General features: G+C 61.2%; 12 protein-coding genes. 11 read left to right on the forward strand and 1 reads right to left on the reverse strand.

Annotation, left to right across the window (positions count from 1 at the left end; genetic code table 11):
• Positions 1–126: 126 nt before the first annotated feature.
• From PH547_RS13850 to PH547_RS13885, 8 genes are all read left to right on the forward strand, one after another.
• Positions 127–1,029 carry an NUDIX hydrolase gene (locus tag PH547_RS13850; protein ID WP_285168547.1) on the forward strand — a complete coding sequence of 301 codons (903 nt, stop codon included), beginning with the start codon at positions 127–129 and terminating at the stop codon, positions 1,027–1,029.
• A 71-nt stretch (positions 1,030–1,100) separates the two neighbouring features.
• A complete protein-coding gene (nadA, locus tag PH547_RS13855) occupies positions 1,101–2,072 on the forward strand; it encodes a quinolinate synthase NadA (protein WP_285168552.1) in 972 nt (323 codons plus the stop codon).
• Positions 2,069–3,613: an L-aspartate oxidase gene (locus PH547_RS13860; RefSeq protein WP_285168555.1), complete on the forward strand. Its 1,545-nt coding sequence runs from the start codon at positions 2,069–2,071 to the stop codon at positions 3,611–3,613. Before nadA ends, PH547_RS13860 begins: the two co-directional genes overlap by 4 nt.
• Before the next feature lies 1 nt (position 3,614).
• Positions 3,615–4,472 carry a carboxylating nicotinate-nucleotide diphosphorylase gene (nadC, locus tag PH547_RS13865; RefSeq protein WP_104826828.1) on the forward strand — a complete coding sequence of 286 codons (858 nt, stop codon included), beginning with the start codon at positions 3,615–3,617 and terminating at the stop codon, positions 4,470–4,472.
• Positions 4,473–4,641: 169 nt separating this feature from the next.
• A complete protein-coding gene (locus tag PH547_RS13870; RefSeq protein WP_260305152.1) occupies positions 4,642–5,238 on the forward strand; it encodes a 2-hydroxychromene-2-carboxylate isomerase in 597 nt (198 codons plus the stop codon).
• Positions 5,239–5,357: 119 nt separating this feature from the next.
• On the forward strand, positions 5,358–6,620 hold the full coding sequence (locus PH547_RS13875; protein ID WP_285168559.1) for a flavin monoamine oxidase family protein: 1,263 nt from the start codon (positions 5,358–5,360) through the stop codon (positions 6,618–6,620).
• Between the two features lie 72 nt (positions 6,621–6,692).
• Positions 6,693–6,977 (forward strand): type II toxin-antitoxin system TacA family antitoxin, encoded by a 285-nt coding sequence (locus PH547_RS13880; protein ID WP_260305150.1) that lies wholly within the window; start codon positions 6,693–6,695, stop codon positions 6,975–6,977.
• Between the two features lie 4 nt (positions 6,978–6,981).
• Positions 6,982–7,488 carry a GNAT family N-acetyltransferase gene (locus PH547_RS13885; RefSeq protein ID WP_285168561.1) on the forward strand — a complete coding sequence of 169 codons (507 nt, stop codon included), beginning with the start codon at positions 6,982–6,984 and terminating at the stop codon, positions 7,486–7,488.
• A 28-nt stretch (positions 7,489–7,516) separates the two neighbouring features.
• Here the strand turns inward: PH547_RS13885 and PH547_RS13890 are convergent, their stop codons facing one another.
• Complete coding sequence (locus tag PH547_RS13890) at positions 7,517–8,377, reverse strand: MurR/RpiR family transcriptional regulator (RefSeq protein ID WP_028750248.1); 861 nt, start codon at positions 8,375–8,377, stop codon at positions 7,517–7,519.
• Between the two features lie 238 nt (positions 8,378–8,615).
• Between PH547_RS13890 and murA the strand changes: the two genes are divergently transcribed.
• The 3 genes from murA to murQ all read left to right on the forward strand — a co-directional run bounded on the left by murA (position 8,616) and on the right by murQ (position 11,958).
• Positions 8,616–9,872, forward strand: a complete 1,257-nt coding sequence (murA, locus tag PH547_RS13895) for a UDP-N-acetylglucosamine 1-carboxyvinyltransferase (RefSeq protein ID WP_285168563.1) — start codon at positions 8,616–8,618, stop codon at positions 9,870–9,872.
• Positions 9,869–10,759 (forward strand): glucosamine kinase nucleotide-binding domain-containing protein, encoded by an 891-nt coding sequence (locus tag PH547_RS13900; protein ID WP_285168565.1) that lies wholly within the window; start codon positions 9,869–9,871, stop codon positions 10,757–10,759. Before murA ends, PH547_RS13900 begins: the two co-directional genes overlap by 4 nt.
• 275 nt (positions 10,760–11,034) lie before the next feature.
• Entirely contained in the window at positions 11,035–11,958 is a 924-nt protein-coding gene (murQ, locus tag PH547_RS13905; protein ID WP_285168567.1) for an N-acetylmuramic acid 6-phosphate etherase, read from the forward strand.
• The last annotated feature ends 16 nt before the right edge of the window (positions 11,959–11,974 follow it).

The raw sequence follows: 11,974 nt of genomic DNA on the forward strand, positions 1-11,974 counted from the left end.
GTGCTCGCGTGTAGGAGTTTGCACGCGTTTATATTGTCGGGAATTGTTGAGTGGCCGAACGGCTGCATTGGCTTCGGTAATGCTTCGTGCGAGAAAAGCAGAGCTCGAACAAGATAGGGAATCTTCTTGACCATTGGACTTGCGCACGCCGAATTGATCGCGGTTCTCACAGCCGTCACCGGCAACGATCCCCGGGTTATGACGGTGCGCTCCGGCGATGCTTTGCCGTCGGGACCATTCGAGCTTGGACACCGGACGCTGCAGAGCGGTCTTCGCGAATGGGTGCGGGAGCAGACGGCGCATCCGGTCGGCTATCTCGAGCAGCTTTACACATTTGCCGACCGAGACAGGAACAACGAGATCCTGGGCGGCCGGACGATTTCGATCAGCTATCTCGGTCTCGTGAGGGAGCAGGCGGCGCCTGGCGGTGGGCGGCCGGGATGGCATGGTTGGTACGAATATTTTCCTTGGGAAGACCATCGCAACGGCCGGCCGGCCGTCATGGATGATGTCGTCGAGCGGCTGAATAGCTGGATCTCCGACGACCCGGCCAAGCGCGATCAACGCCGGCGCCGCGCGGATTTCACTTTTGGTTTGAACGATGCCCCCTGGAATGAAGACCTTGTTCTGCAGCGCTACGAGCTTCTTTATGAGGCCCGGCTTGTCTTGGAGGCGGGCTGCGCGCAGCAGAGCAATTCCGGTCGGCCGATGTTTGCCGATCACCGGCGGATTCTTGCGACCGGCATGGCGCGGCTACGCGCGAAAATCAAATATCGTCCCGTCGTCTTCGAACTGATGGCGGAGAGTTTTACGCTCCTTCAACTGCAGCGTACCGTTGAGGCTCTGGCAGGTTTAACACTGCATAAGCAAAATTTCCGCCGGCTGATCGAGCAGCAGGAGCTGGTGGAGGAAACAGGCGCAACCGAAAGCGAGACAGGCGGGCGTCCGGCCAAGCTCTTCCGTTTCCGCCGCGCCATCCTCGAAGAACGCGAACTCGCCGGAACGAAATTACCGCTCTCCCGCAATTGACATATGCTCATAACGAGAATATCTATTTGCGCATGATATACTCAAGATGAGTATAATTAGGAGAGCCGGTCATGAACCAACCCGTATCCGCATCCTCCCTCTACAATCGCGTCAGCCGCGTTATTCCCAAAGCCGAATGGATGATGTTTCAGGACGATGTCGAGGCGATCCTCGAGTTGAAGCGTCGCCGCAACGCCGTCATCCTAGCGCACAACTACCAGACGCCGGAAATCTTCCACGGTGTTGCCGATATCGTCGGCGACAGCCTGGCGCTCGCTCGCAAGGCGATCGATGTAGACGCCGACATCATCGTGCTCGCCGGTGTGCATTTCATGGCCGAGACCGCCAAACTGCTCAATCCGGAAAAGACCGTGCTGATCCCCGATATGGCGGCCGGTTGCTCGCTGGCGGAATCGATCACGCCGGAAGACATTGCACTTTTGCGCCAGGCCCATCCTGGGGTTCCCATCGTCACCTATGTCAACACGTCCGCTGCGGTGAAGGCGGCATCCGATATCTGCTGCACGTCGGGCAATGCCAAACAGGTGGTGGAATCGCTCGGCGTTCCCAAGGTGCTGATGATCCCCGATGAATATCTGGCGCAGAACGTGGCGCGCGAGACCAATGTCGAGATCATCGCCTGGCATGGGCATTGCGAGGTGCATGAACTTTTCACCGCCGCCGATGTGCGCCAGCTTCGCGAAAATTATCCCGGCGTGACGGTGCTCGCCCATCCGGAATGTCCGCCTGATGTCGTCAGGGAAGCGGATTTCGCCGGCTCTACCGCCGTCATGTCCGATTACGTCGGCAAGAAACGCCCGGCGCGCGTCGTGCTGCTGACCGAATGCTCGATGAGCGACAATGTTGCCGTCCATCATCCGGATGTCGAGTTTGTCCGGCCCTGCAATCTCTGCCCGCACATGAAGCGCATCACGCTCGGTAATATCCGCAGGGCACTTGAGGAAAACCAGCATGAAGTGACTGTCGACCCCGCAATTGCGGTCGCAGCCCGCCGCGCAGTGGAAAGGATGCTGACGATATGACCGAGGTTCTTCACGATCTTGCAGACCGCGTCGTCATCGTCGGTAGCGGTCTCGCCGGACTGATGGCGGCATTGACGCTGGCGCCGCAGCCGACCGTCATCGTCACCCGTGCAGCACTTGGCGCCGAGACATCGAGCGCCTGGGCACAGGGCGGCATCGCCGCGAGCATGGGAGCGGACGACAGCGCGGAGCTGCATGTCGCCGACACGCTTGCCGCCGGCGATGGGCTCTGCGATCCCGTAGTGGCCGCAAGCATCATCGGTGAAGCGCCGGCGGCAATTGCCGCTCTGGAGCGGGCAGGCGTCCGCTTTGACCGAAATGGTGCGGGAGCCTTGTCGCTCGGCCTCGAAGCCGCCCATTCGCGCCGCCGCATTGTGCATGCCGAAGGCGACGGCTCCGGCGCGGCGATTGTTCGGGCGCTGGTGCATGCCGTCGCCAACACGCCGTCCATTACGGTGCTTGAGGGATATGAGGCGCGGCGGCTGCTCCTCCTGGATGGCGAGCGGATCAGCGGCCTCCTATGCGCGACACCAAAGGGAATGGCCGTTCTGCCCACCTCGCGTATTCTCCTCGCGACCGGCGGCATTGGTGGTCTCTTCGATGCGACGACCAATCCCATCGGCAATTTCGGCCAGGGAGTAGCACTCGCCGCGAGAGCTGGGGCGCTTCTTGCCGATATGGAGTTCGTGCAATTCCACCCGACAGCGCTCGATTCTCGCCGCCGGCCGCTAGCGCTGGTCAGCGAAGCTGTGCGCGGCGAAGGTGCCTTGCTTGTCAACGAGAGAGGCGAGCGTTTCATGGCTGAGGTTTCCGGTGCGGAACTGGCCCCGCGCGATGTCGTTGCGCGGGCGATCAGTGCGGAAATCGCCCGCGGCGGCCGTGTCTTTCTCGATGCGCGCGAAGCGCTCGGTAGTCGCTTTGCCGCTCGCTTTCCGGTGATCGATGCGCTCTGCCGGGAGGCAGGCATCGATCCGGCGAGCCAGCTCATCCCGGTCCGTCCCGCCGTCCATTACCACATGGGCGGGGTTGCCACGGATGTAAACGGCCGCAGTTCCGTCTCCGGCCTCTGGGTGGCAGGGGAGGCGGCGTCAACCGGCCTTCACGGAGCCAACCGGCTCGCTAGCAACTCGTTGCTGGAGGCCGCCGTCATGGGCATGCGTGCCGCACGGGACATGGGAAGCACTCCTGCGACCTCTGCGAATATGCCGTCGGTCCACGCACGTCCGATAGTTCCGGATCCTTCGCTTGTCCGGCCGATCGCCTCGCGTCATCTCGGCGTGCTTCGCAATGCCGGCGCCATCCACGGAGCAATCGCTGCGCTGTTGCCGCTGGCCGAAAGCGAAGGTCCCGCCGCCGATTCTGCCGTGGTGGCGCTGCTGATCGCCGTCTTCGCAAGTCTCAGAACGGAATCGCGCGGCGCCCATGCCCGCACGGATTTTCCGTTGAAACTGAAGCATACTCAGCGGCGGACAATGCGACTGCCGGATGCATTGGATATCGCTCGGTCGGCCATTCCCTATACTTTCGCCAGGAGCGCCTGACATGACCCTCGTTCCCCTGCCGCGCCTCATCATCGAGCCGCTGGTGCGCAATGCTCTGCTGGAAGATCTCGGCCTTGCCGGCGATATCACGTCTGCCGCCGTCATCCCGGAGGATCACCGTTCCACCGTTGCCATGGTGGCGCGCCAGCCGGGCGTGGTCGCCGGGCTGGATGCCTCGGAACTCGCCTTCCAGCTCGTTGATCCGCGGATCGTCATGATCCGTCATCTGCACGACGGCGCAAAGGTGGCTGCCGGCGATATGATCGCAACGATCGAAGGCCCGTCTCGCGGTCTGTTGACGGCGGAGCGGACCGCACTGAATTTCCTCGGCCATCTCTCGGGTATCGCGACCGTAACAGCCGGCATCGTCGAGGTGATCAGCGGCACGAAAGCCTCGATCGTCTGCACCCGCAAGACGACGCCGGGACTGCGGGCGCTGGAGAAATATGCAGTCCGTGCCGGCGGCGGTATGAACCATCGTTTTGCGCTCCATGATGCCGTGCTGATCAAGGACAATCATGTCGCGGTTGCAGGCGGCGTCACAGAGGCTATCCGCCGGGCAAAAGCCGGGGTCGGTCACATGGTCAAGATCGAGGTTGAAGTGGACACGCTCGACCAGCTTCGTGAAGCCATGGCAGAAGGCGTCGACGCCGTGCTGCTCGACAATATGACGCCCGATCAATTGCGCGAAGCGGTAGGCATCGTTGCCGGGCGCGCAATCACCGAGGCCTCGGGCCGTGTCACGCCCTCAACTGCCGCGACAATTGCGGCTTCGGGCGTCGATCTGATCTCGGTGGGCTGGGTGACGCATAGCGCGCCGACGCTCGATATCGGGCTCGATTGGAAAGCGGTTGCATAGCGCTGAGCTCGATATTGGCATAGCAAGCAGCGACGGAATCGGCGGTAGTCAGGTAACGATATCGTTATGGAAATTCCCCCCCGTGGCATTCGCTTGGCGCTTGCACACCCGCCGCCTTGCTGATCAAACTCCGCGAGTTTTCATCATCATGCATGGGATGCGGCAAACAGTGACCAAGATCATAGATTACGTTTTTTCCATCGGCTCGCCCTGGTCCTATATCGGCCTGGAGCCGTTTCTCGATCTCGCCGAAAAGACGGGCGCGGAAATCCGGCCTTATCTCACCATCGTCCTCGAGGAGAACGGCGGCATTTTCTCGCGCAATCGGCCGGAGCCTCGCCGGCAATATTGGCAGCGGGATCTCAAGCGTTGGGCCGGCCTTCGCGGTAAGAAACTGCTTCTGGAAAATCGCCCGCCGCTCGCGGACCCGGCGCCTGCCGCCTTCATGGTCATCGCCGCCTATCTCGACGGCAAGCCCTGGCTCGAACTGACGAAAGCCCTACAGGAAGCCTTCTGGGGTCGCGGCGAAGATATCGGCAATCCCGCGGTACGCAAGGCGATCGCCACCGCCGCAGGTTTCGACGGCGATGCGCTCGCAAAGCGGGAACAGGATGCGGACGTACAGGGCAAGTGGACGGCGGATCGTGAGTTTGCGATCAAGAATGGCGTCTTCGGCTTTCCATCATTCCTCTATGACGGCGAGCTTTACTGGGGCCAGGACAATCTGCACTTCCTCGAGAGCCATCTCAACGGCATCAAGCCGTAAGTAAATCGGCTTTGGTATAGCCCTGAAGATAGAAATCGACTGGGGGTTAGACGCTGTTTGGAAGTACCATGGACTGCATTGGTGCAATGCAGTCCGGCATAGCGGAAGGGTAAAGGCATTTGAGCAATCCTTGGTCCGGGGGCCAAACAATCGATGTCGCCATTATTGGCGGCGGTGCGGCCGGCGTCGCAGCGGCGCGGCGGCTGCAATCCCTCCGCCCCGACGTTTCGGTGTTGATTCTCGAGGCGAAGGACCGGGTCGGAGGTCGCGCCTGGACCTTTCGATTGTCATCGCTCGGGGATGAGCCGGTCGATCTCGGCTGCGGATGGCTCCACGGCGCAAGGACGAATGGATGGACCGAGATTGCCCGCCAGCTCGGGCTGACGGTGGAAACGACGCCCGCCCCCTGGAGCGAAGGCGGGCGGACGATCGGAGGGGCGGAAGCGAGATCCGCCATCGGCGCCTTTTTCGCGCGCGCGGAACAACGGGGGGATTCCGGCGAAGACGGATCGCTCGACGAACTGCTGGAACCCGGAAATCGCTGGAATGGCTGTGTTGAAGCAATCGGCACGTTTCTAAATGGCGTCGAGCTCGCGGCGGCCTCCATTCACGATTATGTCCATTATGATCCGGGGCCTAGCCCGGACTGGCGCGTGCGTGAGGGGTATGGGACGCTGATTTCGGCCTACGCGCAGCCGATACCCACGATGCTGTCGACTGTGGTCCAAACCATCGATCATCGCGGCGCCGAATACATCCTTTTGCAGACGGATCGCGGCACGCTGCGTGCACGCATGGTCTTGGTCACGGTCGCGACAAATATGATTGCGAAGGATCAGATCAAATTCGATCCGCCACTGCCGAGAAAGCGGGAAGCGGCCAGTCGATTGCCGCTGGGGCTTGCCAACAAGCTGTTCCTGAGCGTGCTCTCGCCAGACGATCTGCCGATCGATACCAGACTGACGGGTTCCCTGGATCAGGTCCGAACGGGTTCCTACCAGATACGCCCCTTCGGCACCGCCTTGATTGAGGCCTATTATGGCGGTTCATTGGCGCGGGATCTGGAGGCCTCTGGGGAGCAGGCGGCGCTCGCATTCGCCAGAGAAGAGCTGACGAAGCATTTCGGAAGCGCCTTCGGCCGTCGGATTGATGCTGTGGCAATGTCGGCCTGGCGTGGCGAGCCACATATTGGCGGATCCTATTCCTATGCCGAACCGGGCGCTTCCGGTGAACGTATCGTGCTCGGCGAAACCGTTGACGACAGGCTCTTCTTTGCCGGCGAAGCCTGCTCGCCGACACGCTTTTCAACGGCACACGGCGCTCTCGAAACCGGCTTCGGCGCCGCCGAAGCGATCGCTGCGGCTTTGAAGCGAGCCGCTTGATGCGATCACCTCTCTTGTATTGCACTTTGCATTACATTGGCCTATTTTTCTTCTGAAACTGAGGATCATGTGATGGCAACGCCTGCGCAGAAAAAAGAGACACCCGTATCGATGCGGTTGCGCAATGACGATCTGGCCATCATTGACCGCGGCGCGGAACTGCTCGGTCTGTCACGTACGGAGTTCATGCGCCGCGCCGCAGTTCATGAGGCGCAAACCGCGATCTTGAACGAGACGGTCATTCGTCTTTCGCCAGGAGCTTTCGATGATTTCCTGCAGGTCATCGGCGCAACACCGGCAGTTCCGCCGGCAAAGGTGAGGGAGCGGTTGCAGCGCAAGGCGCCGTGGGAACAATAGGACCATGGCGCTTTCCGGCATCGCCCTTTTATCCGATCATCACCGGTTGGATGGTTTTACCTGCGGGAAACCTGCGCTGGATGATTGGTTGGCAAATTTTGCGCGAACCAATCAGACACGCGGATTCACCCGAGTCCTCGTCGTGGCTGATGACGATGTCGTCGTTGGTTATTACGGCCTTGCTCCCTCCGTCATTGAGCCCAATGCCACCCCACGCAAGATTCGCACGGGCCGTCCGCCTGATCCCATCCCCTGCTTATTGATCGGTCAGCTCGCCGTTGACCGCCGCTACGCCGGACGTGGCATCGGCTCGGGTCTGGTGAAGGACGCGCTGGCGCGCTGCGTCGCCGGCGCGGATATCGTTGCAGGGCGGGCTGTGGTGGTTCGTGCTATAGACACGGAGGCGGAGACATTCTGGCAGAGCTGGGGTTTTATTCCGGCCCATGATAATCCCTCGATCCTGATGCGTTCAATAGACGATATCAGACACTGGCTTGCCGAATGTGCTTGATAGGCGTCCGACGGGTGAGCACCCCCTGCTAGGAGAGTTGCTTCGCCTTCAGCACCGAGACGGCCGCTTCGCTGTTGTGAACGTAATCGTTCGCGTCTGGCTGCCTCTGCACGAGCAGGATGAACAGCAGGTCGGTGAGCATCAGTTGCGCGTCGCGCGCCGTAATCGCCGAGGAGCGGACGCGGTCTTCGTCGCCGACGGTATAGAGGCGGATATCGGCGACGTGGGCCAGTGGATTGTCCTGAAGGCCGGTCACGGCGATGACGACCGCATTTCGCTGGCTGGCGAGTTCGGCGATCCTGAGAGTCTCGATGCTGGTGCCTGAATAGGAGAGGGCGAATAGCAGGTCGTCGGGGCCGAGTGTGGAAGCATTGGCCATCTGTACATGGCTGTCGCTGTCGTGCAGGACATTTCGGCCGAGTTTCATAAGCTTATAGGAAAAGTCTCGAGCGACCAGCGAAGACGCGCCGACACCGGCGAGATGAATGCGGCGGGCTTCGTAGAGCGCTTTCAGCGCCTTGCCGATATCGAGTTCATTGTTGACGGCGATCGTCTGCTGCATGGCCTGCAGCTTGCTGCCGAGCAATTTTTGCAGGATCGTCAGATAACCATCATCGACTTCGATGGTCCCGTGGATCATGCCCGCCGGGGCCTGCCATTCCTGCGCCTTGGCCTCGCTGACGGCGAGTTTCAGTTCCTGATAACCGGCATAGCCGAGTTTCTGGCTGAACTTGACGACGCTCGACTGGCTGCGGCCGGTCTCGGCGGCAAGGGCGGCGGAGGAGAGCCGCAGCATCTGATCGGGATTTTCGACGATGAATTGCCCGATCTGGCGATCGGCCGGCGCCATGCCTTCGAGCTTCGCGCTGATTTTCTTTAAGATAGACATCCGCCCCTTCAGGCCCTGGAGGCCAGTACACACGCCGACATAGTCGCGCAACAAGATATCATCTGACCGAGGGTGGGCAACCATGCTTTCACTCCGTCGGCCGCTGACGTTAGCACAAATGCGAGGAATAAAAAATTCCACTCCGCATTGACATGGCGGAATGAACGAATAGTCTTGAACCGGAAGCAGACGAGATGGCGCATGCTCCTTCGCCCCTCTCTTCGACGGGTTTCATCTCATGGACAGATTGCGGATATCAGGCGGAAACAGGTTGCAGGGCGCTGTGACGATTTCCGGCGCCAAGAACGCCGCCTTGCCGCAGATCGCGGCGGCGCTACTCAGTTCGCATCCGCTGGAACTGACGAACCTACCCGCCGTGACCGATGTCGAGAACATGCTCGGCGTCGTTGCCCTCCACGGAGCGGTCGTGACCCGCGCGGCGCACGGAACCACCATCGATCCCAGCGCCATAGTCTCGAAGGAGACCTCCTACGACACGGTGAGGCGCATGCGGGCGACGGTGTTGGTGCTTGCGCCGCTGCTGGCACGCTTCGGGCATGCCCGCGTCTCTCTGCCCGGAGGCTGCGCCATCGGTGCACGGCCGGTCGACATGCATATCAAGGCACTGGCGACGCTTGGCGCTGATATCGCGATCGAGAATGGCCTGATCGTCGCATCGGCCCCTGGCGGACTGAGAGGCGCGCGTATCGTTTTGAGCTCACCATCCGTCGGCGCGACCGAGACTGCGATGATGGCGGCATGTGCTGCCAAGGGCGAGACGGAAATCTTGAACGCAGCGCGCGAGCCGGAGGTGGCCGATCTCGCCGCCTGCCTTACAGCCATGGGCGCTCGGATCGAGGGCGCAGGTACGCATCGCATCCTGATAGAGGGCAGCACGAATTGGCAGCCTGCCCGGCATCATGGCATATCCGACCGGATCGAGGCCGGCACCTATGCCGTCGCGGCCGCCATCACCGGCGGCCAGCTTGAACTGATTCACGCCCGGCTGGAGAATCTCGCTTCCGTCGTGCAGGCGCTGGAAGCCATGGGCGTCAGCGTCTGGCCAAGCGATCGCGGCCTGGTGGTTTCGAGGGATGGCCCGCTGAAGGGCGCCGATATCACTACGGAACCCTATCCTGGCTTTCCCACAGACCTGCAGGCGCAGTTCATGGCGCTCGCCTGCTGCGCCGAAGGCGCCTCGCTGATCCGCGAAACGGTGTTCGAAAACCGCTTCATGCACGTGCCGGAATTGATGCGTCTCGGCGCCAACATCACGCTGCAGGGCACCACGGCGCTGGTCCGCGGCGGCGCACCTCTTCGAGGGGCGCAGGTCATGGCGACCGATCTGCGCGCCTCCGTCTCTCTGGTGTTGGCGGCGCTGGTGTCGAACGGTGAAACCATCGTCAACCGCGTCTATCATCTCGATCGCGGTTACGAGCAGTTGGATCGCAAACTCCGCCTTTGCGGCGCTGATATCGAACGATTGACGTCATGAGCGGCGAAACAGACGACGTCCGCTACTTTCTCGGCATCGACGGCGGGGGCACCGGCTGTCGCGCAAGGATCGAGGATGCGGCCGGGGCCGTATTGGGCCAGGGACTATCCGGCCCCGCGACCACGCGGCTCGGCATTGCCGAAGCATGGGCTTCCATTACGAGGGCTTTCGAAGCCGCGATCGAAGAGGCGGGCCTCAGCCCATCTGACATCGTGCGTGTTCACGCGGGCGTCGGCCTAGCCGGGATCGGGCGCAAGGGTGCGCTAGAGGCGCTGCGAGCCATAAAGCATCCCTTTGCCAGCATCGATTTCGTCAGCGACGGCGAGGGCGCCTGCCTCGGAGCCCATTCGGGCCGCGACGGTGCGATCGTCATTGCCGGGACGGGATCGATCGGCCTGGGTTTTGTCGAGGGTCGCCACTTGCGTGTCGGAGGATACGGCTTTCCGATCTCAGACGAAGGCAGCGGCGCGGATCTCGGGTTAAAAGCTGTGCAGCTTGCGCTACGCGCCAATGATGGCCGCCACGAGAAGACGGCACTGTTGGCCGAGATCATGCAGCGATTTCAGAATGATCCCATGGAAGCGGTCGCCTGGATGGACCGCGCCTCCGCCACGGACTACGCCGCTCTGGCGCCGATGGTCATGCGCCATGCGGATCAGGGCGATGCCGCCGGGCGGCGTATCGTCCAGAATGCGGCCGAGCATATCGACACGCTGATTCGCACCCTCTTCGACAAGGGTGCTCCGCGCGTCTCCTTGCTCGGCGGCCTTTCCAGCCCGCTTGAGCCGTGGCTGGCGCCGGATGTCCGCCGCCGCCTCAAACCCATTGACGGCGATGCCGTTTCGGGCGCCATCATTCTTGCCAGAAAGTCGGTCTGCGGCCGCTGAAATGGCGGCTCTGCGTGTCGTCGATTTTACGCATTAAATATGGAATATTTTATTCCCATCATGATTGACTGGCGGAATAAATGGACATAATGTTAACGAAGGTAAACAGGGAGGCCAGCAGCGAATGAAGCCATAAAGGCCGGCTGCTTGTGCTGATGACCAGCTTTCTGTTGTGTTGAAAATCCAAGGCTGCTGCGGCGAGCCCGATCCTTGTCGATCGAGCTCGCCATCCCTGATCTATTGATATCGAAGAGCATTCTTCCGAGAGCAGGCACATGACAGAGCAAAGATTGATATCCGAACTGGAGCAGTTGGTTTCCGAGGGTCGCAATCCGAACACGATGCATATCGATCTACTGTCAACCTTCGATATCCTGCGTGAAATCAACTATGAGGACCAAACCGTCCCCGCTGCGGTCGAGAAGGTGATTCCTTCTATCGCCGCCGCGGTGAACCAGATCGTCGCGGCCTTTCAGAAAGGCGGTCGACTGATCTATATGGGCGCCGGCACCAGCGGCCGGCTTGGTGTTCTCGATGCATCCGAATGCCCGCCGACGTTCAGCGTGCCGCCGAGCATGGTGATCGGCCTGATCGCTGGTGGCCCCGACGCGCTGCAACGCTCGATCGAAGGCGCGGAGGACGATCCGGAAGAGGGTCGCCAAGCTTTGCAGGATATCAACGTGGCGGCCGCGGATGTTGTCGTCGGCATCGCCGTCAGCGGCCGTACGCCCTACGTCATCGGCGGGCTGAACTATGCAAAGAGCGTCGGCGCGGCCACCATTGCCCTGTCCTGCAACCCCAATTCCGTCATCGCCGGCATTGCCGATCTTGCGATTTCTCCCGTCGTCGGTCCGGAAATCCTGACGGGATCGACCCGGCTGAAGTCGGGAACGGCGCAGAAGCTTATTCTCAACATGCTGACGACGGCGAGCATGATCCGGATCGGCAAAAGCTATCAGAACCTGATGGTCGACGTGAATGCGAGCAACAAGAAACTGGTCGCGCGTGCCTCCAGGATCGTCATGCAGGCGACCGGTTGCACGCAGGAAGAAGCACGCCGCGTGCTCGACCAAACCGGCAATGATGTCAAACTCGCCATACTCATGGAAATTACTGGGATGGGCATTGAAGAAGCTCGCGTGGCATTGCAAAACGCTGGTGGATTTCTGCGAAGAGCGATCAATGCGAAGACCGCGTGAACTGAAGTTGCAATGG

The organism is Rhizobium cerradonense (genome assembly GCF_030182455.1).
Classification (GTDB): domain Bacteria; phylum Pseudomonadota; class Alphaproteobacteria; order Rhizobiales; family Rhizobiaceae; genus Rhizobium.